This is a genomic window from Streptomyces sp. SD31 (genome assembly GCF_052068475.1).
Lineage (GTDB): Bacteria > Actinomycetota > Actinomycetes > Streptomycetales > Streptomycetaceae > Streptomyces.
In genome coordinates, this window is the sequence record NZ_JBQHCX010000015.1 from 180,838 (window position 1) to 201,393 (window position 20,556).

The 20,556-nt window shown below is 70.5% G+C and carries 15 protein-coding genes; 5 read left to right on the forward strand and 10 right to left on the reverse strand.

Annotated features, from left to right (window positions below; translation table 11 throughout):
• The first annotated feature begins 200 nt into the window (after nt 1-200).
• Nucleotides 201-431, forward strand: coding sequence for a DUF7455 domain-containing protein (locus ACTMVF_RS29825; RefSeq protein WP_301996277.1), 231 nt, complete (start codon nt 201-203; stop codon nt 429-431).
• 129 nt (nt 432-560) lie between these two features.
• Here ACTMVF_RS29825 and ACTMVF_RS29830 read toward each other — a convergent pair whose 3' ends face one another.
• Together ACTMVF_RS29830 and ACTMVF_RS29835 are read right to left on the reverse strand one after the other, a co-directional pair.
• Complete coding sequence (locus tag ACTMVF_RS29830; protein ID WP_441274191.1) at nt 561-1,421, reverse strand: serine protease; 861 nt, start codon at nt 1,419-1,421, stop codon at nt 561-563.
• Between the two features lie 132 nt (nt 1,422-1,553).
• A complete protein-coding gene (locus tag ACTMVF_RS29835) occupies nt 1,554-3,083 on the reverse strand; it encodes an RNA polymerase sigma factor (RefSeq protein ID WP_441274192.1) in 1,530 nt (509 codons plus the stop codon).
• Here ACTMVF_RS29835 and ACTMVF_RS29840 point away from each other — a divergent pair.
• On the forward strand, nt 3,025-3,246 hold the full coding sequence (locus ACTMVF_RS29840) for a hypothetical protein (protein WP_441274274.1): 222 nt from the start codon (nt 3,025-3,027) through the stop codon (nt 3,244-3,246). The genes ACTMVF_RS29835 and ACTMVF_RS29840 overlap by 59 nt on opposite strands.
• A 264-nt stretch (nt 3,247-3,510) precedes the next feature.
• Here the strand turns inward: ACTMVF_RS29840 and ACTMVF_RS29845 are convergent, their stop codons facing one another.
• The 5 genes from ACTMVF_RS29845 to ACTMVF_RS29865 all read right to left on the reverse strand — a co-directional run bounded on the left by ACTMVF_RS29845 (nt 3,511) and on the right by ACTMVF_RS29865 (nt 12,424).
• Nucleotides 3,511-4,398, reverse strand: coding sequence for a FadR/GntR family transcriptional regulator (locus ACTMVF_RS29845; RefSeq protein WP_441274193.1), 888 nt, complete (start codon nt 4,396-4,398; stop codon nt 3,511-3,513).
• 163 nt (nt 4,399-4,561) lie between these two features.
• Nucleotides 4,562-6,577, reverse strand: a complete 2,016-nt coding sequence (locus tag ACTMVF_RS29850) for an ATP-binding cassette domain-containing protein (RefSeq protein WP_441274194.1) — start codon at nt 6,575-6,577, stop codon at nt 4,562-4,564.
• A 167-nt stretch (nt 6,578-6,744) separates the two neighbouring features.
• On the reverse strand, nt 6,745-7,503 hold the full coding sequence (locus ACTMVF_RS29855) for an NUDIX hydrolase (protein WP_403343722.1): 759 nt from the start codon (nt 7,501-7,503) through the stop codon (nt 6,745-6,747).
• 131 nt (nt 7,504-7,634) lie between these two features.
• Nucleotides 7,635-9,554: a glycogen debranching N-terminal domain-containing protein gene (locus ACTMVF_RS29860; RefSeq protein WP_441274195.1), complete on the reverse strand. Its 1,920-nt coding sequence runs from the start codon at nt 9,552-9,554 to the stop codon at nt 7,635-7,637.
• 1,073 nt (nt 9,555-10,627) lie between these two features.
• The gene (locus ACTMVF_RS29865; protein ID WP_441274196.1) at nt 10,628-12,424 is read right to left on the reverse strand and encodes a DUF4192 family protein; all 1,797 of its coding nucleotides are present in this window, start codon (nt 12,422-12,424) and stop codon (nt 10,628-10,630) included.
• Nucleotides 12,425-12,754: 330 nt separating this feature from the next.
• On the opposite strand from ACTMVF_RS29865, the gene ACTMVF_RS29870 reads away from it, so the two are divergent.
• The gene (locus ACTMVF_RS29870; protein ID WP_441274197.1) at nt 12,755-14,920 is read left to right on the forward strand and encodes a RecQ family ATP-dependent DNA helicase; all 2,166 of its coding nucleotides are present in this window, start codon (nt 12,755-12,757) and stop codon (nt 14,918-14,920) included.
• A gap of 427 nt (nt 14,921-15,347) precedes the next feature.
• Complete coding sequence (locus ACTMVF_RS29875) at nt 15,348-15,983, forward strand: hypothetical protein (protein WP_441274198.1); 636 nt, start codon at nt 15,348-15,350, stop codon at nt 15,981-15,983.
• Nucleotides 15,984-16,401: 418 nt separating this feature from the next.
• Here ACTMVF_RS29875 and ACTMVF_RS29880 read toward each other — a convergent pair whose 3' ends face one another.
• From ACTMVF_RS29880 to ACTMVF_RS29890, 3 genes are all read right to left on the reverse strand, one after another.
• Entirely contained in the window at nt 16,402-17,043 is a 642-nt protein-coding gene (locus tag ACTMVF_RS29880) for a hypothetical protein (protein ID WP_441274199.1), read from the reverse strand.
• 68 nt (nt 17,044-17,111) lie between these two features.
• Entirely contained in the window at nt 17,112-17,813 is a 702-nt protein-coding gene (locus ACTMVF_RS29885) for a ribonuclease HII (protein WP_441274200.1), read from the reverse strand.
• 82 nt (nt 17,814-17,895) lie between these two features.
• Nucleotides 17,896-18,519 (reverse strand): TetR/AcrR family transcriptional regulator, encoded by a 624-nt coding sequence (locus tag ACTMVF_RS29890; protein WP_441274201.1) that lies wholly within the window; start codon nt 18,517-18,519, stop codon nt 17,896-17,898.
• Between the two features lie 185 nt (nt 18,520-18,704).
• Here ACTMVF_RS29890 and ACTMVF_RS29895 point away from each other — a divergent pair, with 185 nt between their 5' ends.
• Nucleotides 18,705-20,252, forward strand: a complete 1,548-nt coding sequence (locus tag ACTMVF_RS29895; RefSeq protein WP_441274202.1) for an MFS transporter — start codon at nt 18,705-18,707, stop codon at nt 20,250-20,252.
• The last annotated feature ends 304 nt before the right edge of the window (nt 20,253-20,556 follow it).

Here is a 20,556-nt window from a genome sequence, read left to right on the forward strand (position 1 = left end):
CGGCAGGACCGACCTTGACCGACAGCGCGAAACCGTAAGCACGACAGATACGCAATACGGCACATTCGCCGCCAAACCGGCAGCAGGCCAGCCGCCCCGGAAAAAATTTCTCTCTGGGAGAAGCCGCGAGCGGGAACGTTTTGGGGCTGGTTGGATGTTGACCCTGGTACGACAGCTCGTCGAGCTAGAGAAGAGGCGACGTGACTACTGTTCTGACCCCCGCGAGCCCGCTGACGGCCGCTGACCGCTGCGACCGCTGCGGAGCACAGGCGTACGTGCGCGTTGTCCTGCTCAGCGGCGGAGAACTGCTCTTCTGCGCCCACCACGGCCGCAAGTTCGAGCCGGAACTCAAGAAGATCGCCGCGGAGATACAGGACGAGACGGAGCGGCTGACGTCCGTTCCCGCATCGACGTCCGAAGAAGAGCGCTGACACCTCGCATTCACGACGAGCCAGCTTCCGGCACAGGCCGGTCGACGGGCGGCCGCCCCTGACAGCAGGGGCGGCCGCCCGCGCTCATAGCCTTCGGGCCCTCCTCATGCGCCGCGGGTCCCAGGGCCCTCAGGCGCCCGCTTGGTGATCGCGTGTCCCTGCGGCGCGCCACCCCAGCGTCCGCACGGCTTCGGACACACGCGTGTAGACGCCAGGAGTCCCCGCACGACCACAGCCGCTCCCCCAGGAAACGAGCCCGATCAGCTTCCCCTGGGCGATCAGCGGCCCTCCGCTGTCTCCCTGGCAGGCGTCCCGGCCTCCTCCCTGTTCCCCGGCACAGACCATGCTGTCGGCCAGGTACCTTCCGCTGCCCCCGCCCGGATACGCCGCCCTGCACAGAGCATCGGGCAGCACATGCACGCGCGCGGCGCGCAGACTGCGCGCATAGTCACCCGCACCGGTGATGTCCCCCCACCCGTAGACCAGAGCCGCCGTGCCCGGCACATAGGCGGGATCGCCAGCCCGCGCCATCCTGATGACCGAGCTCGCGGGAAGCGGCTGGGCGAGGGTGACCACGGCGAAGTCCCCCGCGTTGGTCACACCGTCGTAAGCAGGGTTCACCCAGATGTCGCGGACGCGGATCTCCTGGCCCCGGTTCGACAACAGATCCGTACGGCCGGCGATGACCGTGAGGTCGCGCACCCGGTTCGACGGCGAGCCCAGGACCTCCTCCCTCATGCAGTGGGCCGCCGTGAGCACGGTGGACCGTCCGACCGCCACACCGACACAGAACTGACCCGCCCGCGTACCCCCGAACCGGTCACGACTGGCCAGCGCCACGGTCCACGGACTCTGGGAAACATCGACCGGAAACCCGCCGACGACGACACTGTCGGCGGCCACGGGGGCAGCGGACACCAACGGTATGGCGGCTGCCACAGCCGCCAGAGCAAGCGGCCGGGTCAGCGCCCGGGTAAAGGGACGGCGCATGACGCTCCTCACTCTCGGGTGGTCATGGGAAACCCAGAGTGATTCAGCTCGCCGAACCCCGCACCTGCGCGACAGCACGAAGGCCCGGTCCCCACTCGGGAGACCGGGCCTTGCGTGTCGTACGGACGCGACCTAGTCGAGGTAGTCGCGCAGCACCTGGGACCGAGACGGGTGGCGCAGCTTCGACATCGTCTTGGACTCGATCTGGCGGATGCGCTCGCGCGTGACGCCGTACACCTTGCCGATCTCGTCGAGGGTCTTCGGCTGACCGTCGGTGAGACCGAAGCGCATGGAGACGACGCCCGCCTCGCGCTCGGACAGGGTGTCGAGGACCGAGTGCAGCTGCTCCTGCAGCAGCGTGAAGCTGACCGCGTCGGCCGGGACGACTGCCTCGGAGTCCTCGATGAGGTCACCGAACTCGCTGTCGCCGTCCTCGCCCAGCGGAGTGTGCAGGGAGATGGGCTCGCGGCCGTACTTCTGGACCTCGATGACCTTCTCGGGGGTCATGTCGAGTTCCTTGGCCAGCTCCTCCGGGGTGGGCTCGCGGCCCAGGTCCTGGAGCATCTGGCGCTGCACGCGCGCGAGCTTGTTGATGACCTCGACCATGTGCACCGGGATACGGATGGTGCGGGCCTGGTCGGCCATGGCGCGGGTGATCGCCTGACGGATCCACCAGGTGGCGTACGTGGAGAACTTGTAGCCCTTGGTGTAGTCGAACTTCTCGACCGCGCGGATCAGACCGAGGTTGCCCTCCTGGATGAGGTCCAGGAAGAGCATGCCGCGGCCGGTGTAGCGCTTGGCCAGGGAGACCACCAGACGGAGGTTGGCCTCCAGGAGGTGGTTCTTGGCGCGGCGGCCGTCCTCGGCGATGATCTCCAGCTCACGCTTGAGCTTGGGGGCGAGCTTGTCGGCGTTGGCCAGCTTGTCCTCGGCGAAGAGACCGGCCTCGATGCGCTTGGCGAGCTCTACCTCCTGCTCGGCGTTGAGCAGGGGGACCTTGCCGATCTGCTTCAGGTAGTCCTTGACCGGGTCTGCGGTGGCACCGGCCGCGGCGACCTGCTGCGCGGGCGCGTCGTCCTCATCCTCGTCGGAGAGAACGAAGCCGGCGCTCTCGGCGCCCTCGGGCTCGTCGCCGGGCTTGGTGTCCTCGAGGACCTCGTCCTCGACCAGCTCGGCGTCGTCCTTCTTCGCAGTGGTCTTCTTGGCCGCCGTCTTCTTGGCGACGGTCTTCTTCGCGGCCGCCTTCTTGGCGGTCGTCTTCTTGGCAGCGACCTTCTTCGCGGGGGCCTCGTCCTCGACGGCGGAGTCGGCGGCGGGCGCCGCCGGCGTGGCGGTGGCGGTGGCCTTCTTGGCGGTCACCGTCTTCGCCGCGACCGTCTTGGTGGCGGTGCGCTTGGCCGGACTCTTCGCTGCGACGCTCTTTCGGGTGCGCTTGGGCTCCGCGGCACTGACCATCAGCGTCACACCCTCTTCCTCGAGGATCTGGTTGAGGCTGCGCAGTACGTTCTTCCACTGAGTGGCCGGGATCTGGTCAGCTTCGAAGGCCCGACGCACATCGTCGCCGGCGATCTGCCCCTCAGCCTTTCCCCGCTCAATGAGAGCCATGACAGAGACGGACTCGGCGATCTCCGGCGGGAGCGTACGGGATGTGCTGGCCGACACGAACAACCTCTCGGAACGTTGGAAAACGGCTTCCGGCCCCGTCCATGACGGACAGGAGCCGACCACCGACCTGGGGATTGGGCCGACGGTGCGGGCGGGGGCCGGGAAGATGCACAGCGCCTTGAGCGGCGTCCGTATTCCCTCCTCGGCTGTCACCTCTTAGGTCATCGCGTTGTTTCCCCGAGCGTTACGCCCAATCTGCGTGGCCCGAGTCACATCTCGTAACCGATCAAAAGCGGGCATATGACAACAGAAGCGGTCACCTGCGGCTTCGATGATGCACTGTACGGCGATTCCGCCGCCCCATTGCACCGTCGGACCCGCAGGATCCGTGCTGGATCCTGCGGGCCCGACGGGAGGGGGTGCGCAGACCGGGAGATACCCCAGGAGGGGGAGGCATCCTCAGCCGCGCGACCCAGGGGCGCGGTCAGTGTTCGCGGGGTGCGGGCACCACGCGCTCCACCTCGGGGTGGACGGTGAGCAGGTGACGCATGGCCGTTTCGGCGGCCGCGCCGTCGCCGGTGGCCAGGGCGTCGACGATCCTGCTGTGCTGCGCCAGCGACGTCTCGTTCGGCCGGTCACAGCCCGTGACGGGGCCGCCGGAGACCTGGAGGGCTGCCGAGACGATCCCCGACAGGTGCTCCAGCATGCGGTTGCCCGCGACCTGGATGAGCAAGCTGTGGAACTCGGTGTCGGCACGGGAGAAGGTGAGGACGTCGCCCTGACCCATCGCGTGACTCATGATCTCGACCATGTCGGCGAGCCGCTGCTGGACGTCGTCGCGCCCGTGCCCGGCGGCGAGGCGGGCGGCGAGCGGCTCGATCGTCCAGCGCAGCTCGCTCAGCTCCCGTCGTTGATCGTCGCGCTGCGGTCCGAATGCCCGCCACTCGATGATGTCCGGGTCGAGGAGATTCCAGTCACTGACGGGGCGCACGCGCGTGCCGACGTTCGGGCGGGCGCTGACCAGGCCCTTGGCCTCCAGGACGCGGAGCGACTCGCGGACGACGGTGCGGGAGACCTCGAAGCGCTGGCCGATCTCCTCGGGCACGAGCGGACGGTCGGCGCCGAGGTCGCCGGAGACGATCATCTGGCCGAGCTGTTGGACGAGTTGGCCGTGCAGCCCGCGTCCGCGGCTGCCCGCGGCGCGTCGGCCGACACGGCCCAGCTCCGGGTCCGCGGTCTCCCAGGGGGAGGCTCCGACGCGGTCGGCGACGGGGGCCTCGGCGTAGGGGTAGCGGTCGAGATCGCCCGGGCCGGCGAGACCGGAGTCGGCGGCGCGGGCGGCGGTCATCATGGTGTGCGCAAGGGTACTCACGGATCCTTTGTCGGCGCCGTCCCCAACTCCCTTGAGGTCTTTGGTGAAAAGCACACGAAAGGGTGATCGCTCACCCCGTCGCAATTGACGCCTTATCGGAAAGAAATGGGCTCTCCCCGGGGAGTTGTGCACACGACGGGACCGGGAAGTACAGGGGCGGTCGTCATCGGACCCTGCTTCGCAGGGTCGTGAGCAGATAGGCGCAGAGCAGCGCGGCCAGCGACAACGTCAGTGCGCCGCCGACGGGTTGGGCGATCACGCGCGCGACGGCGGCCAGATAACGCTCTCCCCCGAACGGCCATTGCGACAGGAGGACCTCACGCAGCCGCAGGGGAAAACCGGCCGCCGTCCGCACAGACGGACCCTCCAGCGCCTTTTGTACGAGGGGTACGACGACGATGGGTACGGCGACCACCGCCGCGAGCCCGGCCGTGGTCGACCGGAACAGGCCCGCGGCCAGCACGCCGGCCCAGGCACACCCGACCACGAGGCCGATCCAACTCGCGCTCAGCGAAAGCCAGTCGGCGGGAACTTCCGCGAGCTCCCGTCCGTAGACGAGATAGAGCACTTCGGCATTGCAGCCCACGGTGAGGAAGGCCAGAACCAGCGCGGTGGCAGAGGCGACGAGGAGCTTCGCGGCCAGCAGCCCCAGCCGACGGGGGACGGTGCCGCGATCCGCGGCCAGGGCGGGGTGGCGGAACTCGTCGCCGAACGCGATCGCGCCGAGCAGCCCGGCACCGAGCGCCGCGGGCGGCAGCGGCAGCTCCTGCGGCCACGCGACCAGCAGGCGCGGCTGCGGAGTGTGTCCGATACGGGCCAGCAGTACGGCGGTGAGGGCGGACACAGCCAGCACGACGGCGCCCGTGAGGAACCCCGTGCCGACGCCGGCGGCGCGACGGAGTTCGTAACGGAGGGGGCGGAGGGGGCTGGGGGCGGGGCGGACGGAGATGGGGGGCGGGAGATCGGGGAGGACGTCGACAGCCGGGGTTGCCGCGCGCGAACCGGCGGCCTGGGACGAAGGGCGATCGTCTGGGAGTGCGTCGGCGGGTCGCTGCTCACCCATGGGCGCCTGTGGAGCCTCGGCTGAGGCCTCCTGCCCAGCGCCCGTGACCGGCTCTCCGTCCGGCGACAGCGGCGCCTCGGGGCCTGCCGGGCGATCGCCGGCCGGGGTCACCACGTCGTCCGGCACCGACGGCGTGGTGCCTGCGTGCCCACGACCATCGCGGGCTGTGACCGACTCGCCGTTCGGCGTCTGCCGCACCTGGTCCGATCGCAGCTCGATTGAGGGGTCCGGCTCGGCGCCGGGCCCCATGTCCCCGATTTCGTCGGCGAGTTGGTGCACGAGGATGCCGTGGCGGAACGCGGTCTCGCCGATGTCCGCACATGTGCTGCCGTACACCGAGAGACAGTTGCCGCTCTCGCGTACGACCTCGATGGAGCGCTGTGCCGTGCGTGCCTCCTTGGTGAGCAGCGCGGCCAGGCGGGAGGCGTGCGGAGTGCGGACGGCGACCCGCGGGCGCAGCCGGGTGCGGGAGAAGTCGGCGGCGTCCAGGTCGGCCACGAGTCTGCCCTGCTCCAGGGTGACGACCCGGTCGGCGGTGCGTGCGGCCGCCTTGGGATCAGCCGTGGTCAGCAGGACCGTGCCGCCCTGGGTCGCGTGCGCGCGCAGCATGCCGTACAGCCAGCGGCACTCGCGGGCCGAGAGCCCTTCCGCGGGATCGTCGAGCACGAGTGTGTGCGGGTCGGCCAGCAGCACACAGGCCAGCCCGAGGCGGCGGTCCATGCCGCGCGAGAGGGTGTCCAGGCGTTCGTCGCGCAGGCTGACGAGGCCGACGACCTCCAGGACCTCGTCGGCGCGCCGTGCCGGAACGCCGGCGGCGGCGCACAGCATGCGCAGATGACCGCGGACAGTGCGGGCCGGGTGCCCGGGAACATCGCCGAGGAGCACACCGACCTCGCGCGACGGGTGGGCGATGCGATGCAGGGGACGGCCTCTGAAGTAGGTGATCCCACGGCCCTGTTGGAGTTCGAGCATGAGTCTGAGCGCCGTCGTCTTGCCTGCTCCCGGCGCCCCGAGCAGCGCGGTGACACGTCCCGCGTGCGCCTCGAAGGAAACGTCGTCGACGGCGGGGGGAAGCTCCTTGCGAGGGTTGCTGGTCAGTCCGATGGCCTGGATCACTCAAAGCAAGATAGCGCGCTATGTCCGTTTTTTCGGGCAGCGCACGGCCCGCTACGGGCGCAGATCGGCTCGCTCGGCCCCCTGTTCGCCCTTCGTCCGCGAGTACGGTCGGTGTCGTCCGGTCCGACCCGGCACCCCGGCTCGGCATCCCGGCGGGGACTTTCGCGTCAGACCTCCGGGCGCAGCATCGGGGGGTTGAGCAGCGTGGCTCCGCCGGCCCGGAAGAGCTGGGCGGGGCGGCCGCCCTGGCGTGTGGTGGTCCCTCCAGTGGGCACGAGGAAGCCCGGCGTGCCCGTCACCTTGCGGTGGAAGTTGCGGGGGTCGAGCGCCACGCCCCACACCGCCTCGTAGACACGGCGAAGCTCGCCGACGGTGAACTCGGTGGGGCAGAACGCCGTGGCCAGTGACGAGTACTCGATCTTGGATCGGGCGCGTTCCACCCCGTCGGCCAGGATCTGCGCGTGATCGAAGGCGAGCGGCGCGACCGGTTCGCCGTCACGGCCGTAACCGCCCTGCTGCAGCAACTCGTCGACCGGCGCCCAGCGGGCGTTGCTGGCATCGCCCCCCGCGCGGGGTGCGGGCAGATCGGGGGCCAGCGCCAGGTGAGCGACGCTGACCACCCGCATCCGCGGGTCGCGCTTGGGGTCGCCGTATGTCGCGAGCTGCTCCAGGTGCGCGCCGTTGTCCTGCGCGGGAACGGAGGGGTCGTGGGCGCGCAGCCCGGTCTCCTCGGCCAGCTCCCTCGCGGCGGCCTGCGCCAGGTCCTCGTCGGCCCGCACGAACCCGCCGGGCAGTGCCCAGCGCCCCTGGAACGGCGGTTCGCCCCTGCGCACCGCCAGCGCGCACAGGGCGTGGCGGCGCACGGTCAGCACGACCAGATCCACGGTGACGGCAAAGGGCGGAAAGGCTGACGGGTCGTAGGGCATGCGGCGATCATAGTCGTCTGCTTGACGATAAACACTCCACTTCGTCAGCCCCATCGGTGGCTGATCCAATTCGGCCCGAAATCAGCCCGCCCACCCCGGTCACTTGTCGTGCCGTGTGGCGTCGTACGAGGTCAAGCTCGCAATTGCAGGCCGTCGGCCGCCTCCTCGACCATGGCGAGGCCCAGTCGGCTGACGCGGACGGAGAAGGGCTCGCCGGCGACGCGAAGGCCCGTCAGGACGATCTCGCCCAGCGGCGCACTGCGCACGGGCCGCAGACTGACCGTCCCCGCGGGGGCGTCCGGGCGGATGCCCGCGAGCGTGGTCAACAGCAGCACCCCGGCCGCCGCTGCCGTGGCTGCGGGGCGGCAGGCCGCCGGATGCGGGAGGGGAGCGCCTTGGTCGGTGCGTCGCTCCCCCGCGTACATCTCGGGCAGCCGGTGACCGAATGCCTCTGCCGCGCCCAGCAGACCCCGCAGCAGCATGCTCGCCTCCTTCTCGTAGTCGGCTGCGGCCAGGCCCGCGACGGCGAGCGCTGTCTCGTGGACTCTCACGGCACCACTGCGGTGACCGAAGGGGTTGTGCCCCGCCTCCTTCATGCTCAGCCCGCGAAGCCCCCACCCTGAGTCCATGGCGGGCCCGCCGAGCAGCCGGGCCAGTTGTTCGGTCTGCACCTTGTCGAGCAGACCGGGGGCCTGTTCTCCCCCGCCCAGCAGGCCCGTGTCGAGGAGGTGGACGGCGGCGGCGCCTAGATGCGGCACGTGGCGTCCGTCCGGGGATCGGGCAGCCGCGGGACGGCCGCCGCCGACGTCGTCGATCCAGAAGTCCGCACGGAACGTCGTCCGCAGGTCCCGGGCCCACTGCCGCAGTTCGCCGCCGCCCGGTCTGCCGCAGGCGTCGAGGAGATCGGCGCCGAGCAGTGCGGCACGGTGGGCATGCGCCTGGGTCTCGCAACGGACGGGTCCGCCGGGGTGCGGGTCGCTCAGATATGTGCCGTCGCCTGTGGCCATCCGCAGCCAGGTCAGACAGCGCTCGGCCGCCGGGAGGAGTTCCTCGGTCTCGGGTTCGGGCAGCCCCCAGCGCCGGGCCTCCGCGAGCAGCACGGGGAAGAGCAGCGTGGCCTCCGTGCCTGTGCAACCCGGTGGCAGATGCGGGCCCGCGTCCCGTATCGGCCCGGGGATCATGCCGGACTGCAGTTCCTGGCCCCGGAGTTGGGTGCGGGCGAGGGTGCGCAGCGTGCCCACGGCGAGCCGGGTGCCCAGGGGCAGGGTCATCCGGGCCGCGGCGAGGGCCTCGGCCGGGGCCAGGCCGCAGCGCCAGGGCACTCCGGCGGCCAGGTGTGTGTCGGCGGGGTGCGCGGGATCCCGCAGCAGGAGGGCCTGGAGGTCCTCGACGCTCGTCCGCAGCAGGGCCTCCACCCTGGGATCGTCACCGGCCGCCCGCGCGGGAGCCAACGGGCTCGTCGCCGCCCGGCCCACGGCCCGCACGGGTCCCGCCCCGTCCGGACGCACCCGCAGTTCGATGCTCGCGCTGCCACCCGGAGGCAGTACGAACTCCCAGCGCAGCAGCCCCGCGGAGGCCAGCGCGTCGGCGGGCGACGGGTCGGCCGTCACGGTCGAGTTCCCATGGGCGGACGACCAGCGCAGGCCGGAATCGTGGACCGTGGCCGGCAGTTCCGGTCCCGACTTGCCGCACGCGATCGCACCGAAGTCGGCCAAGTCCGTCCCCAGAGCAACCTCGACGGGCACCCGCAGCGGGCGGACGGCCGCACTGTGCAGCGTGATCCGCTCGGTACCGTCCGCATGACGGGTTCGCTCGACGACGACGTCCGGGTCCGGGCCCGCCTGCGGGGAACTACGCAGCGTCCCCACGAAGCGGGCACGGTCGGCCGCCGTCAGCCGGGCTTGCATCGGGAGCGGTTCGCGTCCAGCCACACGGATCTGACAGCGCGAGAGCACGCGCCGGCCCGCGCGGTAGAACCCCTCGAGCCCCCGGCCCGTCAACTGTCCTTGATCCGTGGAGATGGCGAGGCCTGGGAGGGCCACGCAGATCATGGCGTCGTGAGTGGGAGGCAGGTCGGCCGACCGGCCAGCGGTCGATGGCTGAGCGGACGGGGTGTCTTGAGGCGGGCGGGAGCGCCGTGCGTGGTCCGCGGGTGGCGGTGTCGGGCCCGGACTCGCGGGCCACGACGGTGAGGGACTCCGCCTTGTCGGCCTCGTCGGCTGAACGGGCAGCCCGGCCTGTCCTTCCCACCGGTAGGGGCGGCTGTCCTGGCCTCCCGTCGGCCGCCGGACAGGGGGAAGGCTCCGATCCGCCGATCGGGCGGAGACCCGCCCTTGGACCACCGAGGTCGTCGGGGACCAGCCGTCGCCGACCTGCGGGGAACTGCCGGTGGCCTCACTCGGCAACCCGGACCTGTGCCGCTCCGCTCCGGTCCCCACGGGGGACAGCTCCGTATCCAGCCTGGGTGACGGTACGGGCCCACCGGCTGTCGAGCGATCGTCGGCGGCCGGGAAGGCGGGGGCCGGAGAGGCGGGCCCCGGGGAGGCGGGGGGCGGCTGTGGCATGGGGCGGCTTCCTCTGCGCTCGGTGCGCCTCGGGCGTGTGCGGCGCCGGCTGGGGGACCTGGGGAGACAGGGGTGCGGCGGCACATCCAGTCCAGGCGTTCCGCCACTCAGGTGAACGGGGAGGGGCTCCTCGGGGTCACGCCCGTGATGGGGTAACCGCGCTGAGTGGGCACCGAGTTCACCGAGGTCGCCAGGCGGGCTGAGGTCCTTTGGGGCGCGGAAGCGCCCACGAGGGCGGTGCCGTTCTCGGCACGAGCCTTCGGGCGGCCTCTGCTGGTTGTGGCGACTGGGATCACGGCGTTGCTCGTGTGGAGCCGACTCATTGAGCTGCTCATGGATACCTGGAGCACGGAGCGACTCGCGGATACCCGGGGCACGGAGCGACTCGCGGATACCCGGAGCATGGAGCAACTCGTGGACACCAGGACAACGGACTCCGCTCCCCTGTTGGTGCCCGCGCCACGCGCCGCGACTGCCGTCACCTCCACGGCATCGATCAACACGCCGGCCGCTAGGGCCGCCGCCTCGACACCATCGGTGAGTGCTCTGCCCGTAACGGCTCACGCCTCCCCCTCGGCGGCGGCGTTCCCGGGACGTACACCGTCCGGACGGGGCCCGCTCCGACGCGCCGTTCCCTTCCTTGGGGTGTGCGGAGCCGTGCACTTCGAGGTGGGCGGAGCCGCACTCTTCGGCGTACGCGCAGCCGTGCGCTTCGAGGCACCCGCGGCCGTGCCACCCGGCCGCGGGGCACCGGGATGCGTGCCTGCCGGAGTACGTGGGCGCGAGACGCTTGCAGCTCGCTCTCGCCCGGCGCCCCGTGCGGAGCGCGGGAAACGGCCGGCCGAACCCGCAACGTGCCGAGACCGGCGGCGATCACCCGGATCAGGCATCGGCTCGGACTCAACTGCCGCGCCCTGCCCCGGTTCTTCGGCGACTGCCGGCCGGTCGAGCCGCCCGGCACATGTCCGCTCACGGCCCACGCGTTCGGCGCGCAGGCAACGGCGAATCGACTCGGGGTCCAGACCCTCGTTGCAGGCCTGGTGCAGGAGGCGCGCGAAGAGGTAGTCGGTGTCGGCGCCGAGTGCCATGGCAAGGGCTTCTCGGGCCTCCAGATCGTCGCCGGTGGACCAGGCGACCCACCCGGCGAGGGTGAGGGGCGGCGCGGCGTACTCGCGGTACGGTCCGACGCAGCGGCGGGCCAGCGCTCGCCAGAGCCGGAGGGCGGGGCCGGCCTCGTCGCCCTCCATCCACTCGGCCGCACGGTCGCGGGTCGAGCGGTCCTGCAGGCCCAGAATGAGCCTCGCGGCTTCGTCGTGGCCGAGGAGTTCGTCGTCACGGAGATCCGCGGTGAGCGTTCCTGACACGGGCGGGGCCGCGGCGAACCGGTCCAGGAGTCGCTCGGCGAGTTCCAGAGTCTCCTCCGCCACGCCCGCGCGTGTCACGTCGTCGAGGATCCTGGGGACCAGCGCCATACCGACGGTGTCCAGGGCGATCTCCTGTTCAAGAGCCGCGGCGGTCTCCCAGGGCAACAGCCTGGCCTGCAACTCGCGCAGCGTGCCGCGCACCTGAAGTCCGGCATAGGTGGCCGCGGCGGCCAACACGGACGTGCCCGGCAAGCCCATCGCCTGGCCCTCGGGCGAGCAACACTCCTCCTTGTCGCAGCAGTACGACCAGAAGCGACCGTCGGAGATGCACAGGGCCTCGATCACCGGGACGTCCAGGTTGCCGCAGGCGACACGCATCTTCTGAGCCAGTGGCCGCAACCGTTCCATGACCTGTCGGCCTGTCTCGCCCTTTGCCGGTTCCTGGCAGAGGAAGGCGACCATCTGCTCGGCGCGGGCTCCCCTGCGCTCGCTCCCGCTCACCAGCCCGTGGGCCAGCTGCCTGACCGCCGCGTCCCAGTCGTCCGTACTCGCGGGAATGCCGAGCCGGGCCCTGCCACCGAACCGGCCGCGGCCATCCCTGTCGTGCAGAGCGACGAGCACGATGCTGTCCTCGGGGCGGTATCCGAGGAGATACGGCAATGCGTCGGCCAACTCGGCCGGGGTGCGCAGGGTTACCTGGGGCCCGGCCAGGTGCCCTTCGTAGGGGGTGCAGTCGGATTGGTCTGCTTGTGCCGCGAGCCCCGGGCGCTTGTCATGTCCAGCCTGCACCTGACGCCTTCGCTGCGCCTCGTGAGCCTCCTGCATATCTTGCGTGTCGTGCATGTCGTGCGTGTCAGGCACGTCGTGGACGCCAGGCACTCCAGGCACGGCGGGTACATCGTTCGGTCCGGCCGCCCGTGGGGCGAGGTGCTGCTCACTGCCCCCATTGCCGTCGTTTTCGGGAGATCCAGTCGCTTCGCTGTGGTTCGTCATGCGCAGACGATCTCGCGGATCGCGAGCTTCCGCTTTGCCCTGTGGATAAGTCCGATCAGGGACACGACAGCACGGCGTACGGCGAGGGCCGACCCGCTCCCCGCTCCCCCACCCGGCGCCGGCCCCGGCACCGGCACCGGCCCTGGCCCTGGCCCTGGCCCTGGCCCTGGCCCAACAAGGGTCAGCCGCAATACTGCGATGGCTGGGCCCTCGCCCCGCCCGCCAACCCCGGCTCCGCAACCTCGGACCCGCCGCACACCACCGGGCCCGAAATCCACATCGCCCCCCGCCCGGCCCCCTCTGTCAGTGGCGTCCTGTTGTATGGGAGGCATGGAGCACACGAGCAACGCGGATCTCCGGGCGGCCGCCGACGCGGTCCTCGCACGCCTCGTCGGGGACGCCACCGGCGCGGCCCGGCTGCGTGAGGACCAGTGGCGGGCGATCGAGGCACTGGTCGCCGACAGACGCCGGGCCCTGGTCGTGCAGCGCACGGGGTGGGGCAAGTCCGCGGTCTACTTCGTGGCCACGTCGCTGCTGCGGGCCAGGGGCAGCGGACCTACCGTGATCGTCTCCCCGTTGCTCGCGCTGATGCGCAACCAGGTCGAGGCCGCGGCCCGCGCCGGCATCCACGCACGGACCATCAACTCCTCCAACACCGAGGAATGGGACACCATTCAGGACGAGATCGCCGCGGGCGACGTCGATGTACTGCTGGTCTCCCCGGAACGCCTCAACAACCCGGACTTCCGTGATCAGGTCCTGCCCAGGCTGGCCGCTGCGACCGGTCTTCTCGTGGTGGACGAGGCGCACTGCATCTCGGACTGGGGCCACGACTTCCGGCCCGACTACCGGCGACTGCGCACCATGCTCTCCGATCTCCCGCCCGGAGTGCCCGTACTCGCGACGACCGCCACCGCCAACGCGCGCGTGACCGCCGATGTCGCCGAGCAACTCGGTACCGGGGGCACCTCGGACGCCCTGGTGCTACGCGGTCCACTGGACCGGGACAGTCTGAGTCTGAGTGTGCTGCGACTGCCGGACTCCGCGCACCGTATGGCATGGCTCGCCGACCACCTCGACGACCTGCCGGGCTCGGGGATCATCTACACGCTCACGGTGGCCGCCGCCGAGGAGGTCACGGCCTTCCTGCGGCATCGCGGTCACACGGTCGCCTCCTACACCGGCAAGACGGAGAACGCCGATCGTCAGCAGGCCGAGGACGACCTGCTCGGCAACAAGGTCAAGGCCCTGGTCGCGACCTCCGCGCTCGGCATGGGCTTCGACAAGCCCGACCTCGGCTTCGTGGTGCACCTCGGCTCGCCCTCCTCCCCCATCGCCTACTACCAGCAGGTCGGCCGCGCGGGCCGCGGCGTGGAGCACGCCGAGGTGCTCCTCCTTCCAGGCCAGGAGGACGAGGCGATCTGGCAGTACTTCGCCTCGCTCGCCTTCCCCTCGGAGGATCTGGTGCGCCGTACTCTCGACGTCCTCGCGCGGGCGGAAAGGCCACTGTCGCTGCCCGCCCTGGAGCCCCTGGTGGAGCTTCGCCGCTCCCGCCTGGAGACCATGCTCAAGGTCCTCGACGTGGACGGAGCGGTCCGGCGGGTCAAGGGTGGATGGATCGCAACCGGACAGCCATGGACGTATGAGGCCGAGCGGTACGACTGGGTCGCCCAGCAGCGCAAGGCCGAGCAAGAGGCGATGCGCGAATACGCCTCGACTACGGGCTGCCGGATGGAGTTTTTGCAGCGTCAGCTCGACGACGAGGGGGCCATGGCCTGCGGTCGCTGCGACAACTGTGCGGGACCGCGCTTCACTGCCGATACTTCCACGGTGGCGTTGGACGCCGCGCGCGTGGACCTCGGCCGGGCGGGAGTCGAGGTCGAGCCGCGCCGCATGTGGCCGACCGGTCTGCCGGCGATCGGCGTCGACCTCAAGGGACGCATCCCGGCCGGTGAACAGGCTGCAACGGGGCGGGCGTTGGGACGACTGTCGGACATCGGCTGGGGCAACCGGCTGCGACCGATGCTCGCATCCCACGCCCCGGACGGGCCCGTGCCCGACGACGTGGCCAAGGCGGTCGTGGGTGTACTGGTCGACTGGGCGAAGGGGCCGGGCGGTTGGGCCTCCGGGGATCAGGACGCCCCACCGCGCCCGGTCGGCGTCGTCATGGTCGCCTCACGCACGCGTCCGCAACTGATCAACTCACTGGGCGCACGCATCGCAGAGGTCGGCAGGCTCCCACTCCTGGGCTCCCTCCAATACACCGGCGAGGCACCACAGGCCTCGCGGAGCAACAGCGCCCAACGCCTCAAGGCACTAGACGGTGCGCTGACCGTGCCACCCGCCCTGGCATCGGCCCTGACCGAGACCCGGGGCCCAGTGCTGCTGGTGGATGACTTCACCGAGACCGGCTGGACCCTGGCGGTCGCGGCCCGCATGCTCCGACGGGCCGGTGCACAGGGGGTTATGCCGCTGGTCCTGGCCGTGCAGGGTTGATTAGCCTGGCCATGCCGGAGTGATGGTGCGGAACAGGCGCCGGAGTGATGGCCGGTGGCCGTGCACGGTTGATCGCATGCCCGTCGCGCACATGGCGCACGAGGTACCCGGCCGAGGCATCCGTGCGGCACGACTCCCAGCCGTACCGGGTCGCGCTCGGGCCCCCATGCATCAACGCCGTGCGACCTGGTGGTGCACGGTCGTGCCGTGCGTCGCGCGGTGACGCAGTGGGTAGGGATATAACCCGCGCACCACCAGATATCGGTCGGTGGCCCCAATTGCTCGTTGCCGCATTCAGGTTCGACAGGAAGAATTGAAGTCCGCTCCCCGCACGGCTCGTCCGTGATCCGGTAGGGCTCTGCTGCGGTGTGCGCTCCCCCGAATCCGACCTCGCCCGCAGTGTGGGCGCGTAGCCGAAGGGAGGACCGTGACCTTCGGATTCGCTCCGTCCTCCGCGGCATCCATGTCGACGTCAGCCGACCTGTCCGCCGCATCCGCCAACCCCCTGGCCCGCATGCTCGAACCCGCGGAGTGGGCTGCCGCGGGAATCCCGCTGCTGCGCAACCCCCGCGAGGTCGTCAGCGGTCTGCACTCACGGCACCGCCCCGGGCCGGCGACCGCGATCGTGGCCGTGCTCGACGCGGACGAGCGGCTGCGGGCGAGCGCCTCCTTCACCCGCCGCCCGGCTCCGGCCGACGGCTGGATGTTCCGCAACGCGCTGCTCGCCCAGTTGCGCCGCGTCATTCCGCACGACCTGCGGCGCCGTACTCCGGTACGCACCGCGGTACTGCTCTACTGCCGCGAAGGCGACGCCCGTTGGACGGAGGAGGACGGCGCGTGGATGTGGGGGCTGCGTGACGCCTGCACCCTGCACGGCCTGCGCTGCGGGGCGTACATCACGCTGACCCGTGATGGCTGGCAGGTCCTCGGCGAGGGTCGCGGTGGCCGCCGACCCAACGCCGAATCGTCGCCGGAGCCCTTCGCCACCTCCGAGGCCCCGCCGCCGCTGCCACGCACCGGCGGCGCGGCCTCGGAGGTCCTGCGGCGCGCGGCGGCTCGCTGAGGACACTGACAGAGTTCTCGGCCGACGGCACACTGGCGCCTTACTGCGTGCGCGATACGACGGCCCGGGTACGACGGCAAGTCCGCCGCGCCCAAGCCCGTCCCCAGCACCGCCGAGCAACCGCCGATGGGGACGGGAACGTGGACCGGGACAGCTCACTAGATGAACCGGTCCGACTGCTCCCTCAAGGCACCTTCGCAGCGCCGTGCGCCATGCAAGTCTCGCTGCCCGCGCGTACTGACGTCCCACGACCACGCATCGGTACGACGTGGACCTACACCCCGAACCAACGGAGCCTGCGCACGGCGAGCACTCCACGTGTCCGCGCACGCCGAAAGACCCGCCGTGCAGACGCCACCTCAGCGGCGCCCTCTCCCCCGGTGTCCTGCGGAGTGTCCCCACACGAGCCGGAACCGGCTCAGACGCCCGCGCCCAGCACCGAGTTGATGCGCTGCGGGTCGCCGCAGACGATCAGCAGGTCACCTGCCTGGCCGAGGGCCAGGGGCAGGGCGGTGGCGGCAGCGGTGTCGGGACCGCCGTTGACGGCGACCACGACCACGGGACGAGCCGCGGCACGGCCCGCAACGGAGGCATCGGCGTAGAAGACGTCGTCACCCGCGTCGTGCTGCGCCCAGTAGGAGCTTTCGCCGAAGGACAGCTCGTGGGCGGCCCATGGGTGCTGTTCACCCGTGGTGATCACCAGCACGTCGCCGGGGGCGCGACCCGACTCCAGGAGCAGGTCGACGGCCTCTTCGGCAGCGTCGAGCGCTCCCTCCGGCGAGGCCGGGATCAGCTGGAGCTGCGGGGTCGCCACGGCCGGGGCTGAGGCGGCAGGGGCGCTAGGGCCCGACGGTCCGGGCTTGGCCACGGCCACGTCACGTGGCGCACGTTGCGCCGGCGGCGCGGGCCGCGGGGGCCCGGGTCGGCCGGGACGCGACGGAGCCGCGGGGCGGGGGCCGGGTACGGGGCGGGGGGTCGGCGCAGTGCGGCCGCTGGCCGGAGTGGCGCGGGGACCCTGGGCACTCTCGTGAATCTGAGGCTCCTCGGGAATGAGAGGCATGAGCTGATGTTTATCAAACGCTGGTACGGCTCGCATCGGCGGGTGGCACACAAGTGCGAGCGGAATCGTCAGAAATCGAAGCCGAGCTGCCCCTCGATCTCCGGAACGCTTCCTTCCACCCAGCTGCGGACCTTCTTGAGGTGCCGCCACTGGGGCAGCGCATCAAGATACGCCCACGACAACCGGTGGTACGGGGTGGGCCCCCGCTCCGCCAGTGCGGCCTTGTGCACGGGCGACGGATACCCGGCGTTGTCCGCAAAACCGAAGTCTGCATGGTCGATACCCAGTTCGGCCATCATTTTGTCGCGCTGAACCTTGGCGATCACCGAGGCCGCCGCGACGGCCACGCACGACCGGTCGCCCTTGATCACCGTACGGACCTTCCAGGGAGCCCCGAGATAGTCGTGCTTCCCGTCGAGGATCACGGCGTCAGGGCGAACCGGCAAGGTCTCCAGGGCGCGCACCGCCGCGAGCCGCAGCGCGGCCGTCATCCCCAGATCGTCGATCTCCTCCGGCGAGGCGTGCCCGAGGGCGAACGATGTCACCCACGTCCGCAGTTCCTCGGCGAGCACGGTGCGCCGTTTGACGGTGAGCAGCTTGGAGTCGGTGAGACCTGTGGGGGGCCGGCGCAGTCCGGTGACCGCCGCGCAGACGGTGACGGGGCCGGCCCAGGCACCGCGCCCGACCTCGTCGACACCGGCAATGATCTTCGCTCCGGTCGTGGCTCGAAGGGAGCGCTCGACGGTGTGAGTAGGCGGTTCGTACGGCATGGCGCCCTTAGCGTACGCCGCCCGGAACCTGCTTCGACACCCTGGTTCACCAAAGCAACCTCCAGGCCGATGCAGCGATGGTTCAGAGACCTGTCGGACGGAGCAGAGGAACCATCAACTGGTCGATCATCTCCTCCAGATCCCGATCATTCCATTCGCTCGCGCACATCTTTGATCGGTACATCATCATCGCCGGAATGGCATCGAAGACGTAGCTGTTCGCCGCGTCGGCCCGCACTTCTTCCCGCTCAATCCCACGGGTGATGACCTCACGGAGCAACCTGATGGTCGGCTCCACGACGCCTTCGAAGATCACCCCGTGGAAGCGTTCGGCCTGGAGACTGTCGCATTCGTGAATGACCGATCGCAGGGCGGAGCCGGGGCGCGAGAACATCGCCTCTCGCGCCTGTCGGCACAGCTCGAGCAGATCCTCGCGCACGCTCCCCAGGTCGGGAGCAGACTCGAAGCTCGGCAGTCCGGCACGCAGCGCATCGGCGACGAGGTCCTCCTTGGACGGCCAGCGGCGATAGACGGCGGCCTTGCCGGTCTGGGCGCCGGCGGCGACGCCCTCCATGGTGAGGCCGTTCCAGCCGACGGTACTGAGCTGTTCCAGCGCGGCATCGAGGATCGCGCGTTCGAGCACGGCGCCGCGCCGACGGAGGGAGGCCGTCCGAGCGGGGGCGGCCGTCCAGCGCGAGGTAACCATCTGAGCGTCTCCAACGAACAAGGGAAGCGGGGATCCGGGGACACGGGCGCATCGCGCGCCAACTGCGGGGGATTCAGCGCGCGATGACGACATCAGTGAACGCTTGCGTTCACTACTGGGGACTCACTACGGTTGACGCGACAGTGAACGCGGGCGTTCACTAAGGCACTTGTGGGGGACCCATAGTGACAACCTCTCAGTTGATCAAGGACCAGAAACCAGGTGCGGCCCGCCGGGAGGGGCATCCCGGCATCGCGCTCACCGTCATCGCGGCCTGCCAACTCATGGTGGTACTCGACGCGACGATTGTGAACATTGCACTCCCGCACATTCAAGACGCGCTCAAGTTCAGCACCACCGACCTCACCTGGGTCGTCAGCGCCTACACACTCACCTTCGGCGGTCTGCTGCTTCTTGGCGGCCGCGCCGGTGACATCCTGGGCCGACGCCGGGTATTCATGGCCGGCATCCTGCTGTTCACCCTCGCCTCGCTGCTCGGCGGACTCGCCCAGGAACCCTGGCAGTTGCTGGCCGCGCGCGTACTCCAAGGCGTGGGTGGCGCGATCGCCTCGCCCACTTCCCTGGCGCTCATCACCACCACGTTTCCCGAAGGCCCGGAGCGCAACCGCGCGTTCGGCGTCTTCGCCGCCGTCTCCGCAGGCGGTGGCGCCATCGGTCTGCTCGCGGGCGGCATGCTCACCGAGTGGCTCGACTGGCGGTGGGTGCTCTTCGTCAACGTACCGATCGGCATCGTGATCGCTGTGCTCGCGCCGCTGTACATCAGCGAGTCCGAACGGCACAGCGGCCGCTTCGACATAGCGGGCGCTTTGACCTCCACGGCAGGCATGGCGTCCCTGGTCTACGGCTTCATCCGCGCGGCGGACGAAGGCTGGCGGGACAACCTGACCATCGGGTCCTTCGGCGCCGCGGTGGTCCTGCTGCTGTCCTTCGCGTTCATCGAGTCGCGGGCCAAGGAGCCCATAACCCCGCTCAGGATGTTCGCCGACCGCAACCGCTCCGGCACGTATGTGATCATGCTGAGCCTGGCTGCGGCGATGTTCGGGATGTTCTTCTACATCGTGCTCTTCGTGCAGAACGTGCTGCAGTACAGCCCGATCGAGGCCGGTCTCGCCTTCCTGCCAGTGACGGTCGTGATCGCGCTCGGGGCGGGCCTGTCGCAGCGCTTCCTGCCGACGCTCGGCCCGAAGCCGTTCATGCTCGTTGGCTCGGCGCTCACGGCGATCGGGCTGGCCTGGCAGACCCTGATCAGTGCCGACAGCTCGTACGCCGGCGGAGTACTCGGACCGATGCTGCTGTTCGGCTTCGGCATGGGCCTGAACTTCGTGACGCTGACGGTCACGGCGGTCTCCGGCGTCGCCCAGCACGAGGCCGGTGCCGCGTCCGGGCTGCTCAACGCCACGCAGCAGGTGGGTGGTTCGCTCGGCCTGTCCATCCTGACGACCGTGTTCGGATCGGCCAGCAAGGACGAGGCGGAGAAGCAGCTGCCGAAGTTCATGGCGGAGGGATCCGCCGAGCAGAAGGCGGAGTTCGCCAAGACCCGGCAACTGCCCGGACCGTGGGGGCACGAGGTGCTCACGCAAGGCATCTCGACAGGATTTGTGGCGGCCGCCGCGATGGCCGTACTCGCCCTCGCCACCGCGTGGTTGGTGATCCGGGTCCGCAAGAGCGATCTGGATGCCCTCGCCGGAACCTCGGGTCCGATGGCCGGCTGAACCGGCTGGACCCGCGAAAGGCCGCGGGTGGCCGGATCGTCTCCGGGGGACCGACGGGGAGGACGACGAGCCGGCCACCCGCACCACTGCCACAGAGGGCGACGTCGGGCCGGCTCCGGTGACACAGGAAAGCCGAAGTCCGCCCGCCGCGGCAGCGACCCCGATGAACAGCAGGGCCGACACCCACATGAGCTCCACAGCCCCACCCCCTGCGCCCGTCGTACGTCACTTGCGCGTGCGGCCCCAGCGGTCGCACACCAACTGCCATGACAACGCACTTGCGATTACGCACAGTTCCCGGCAG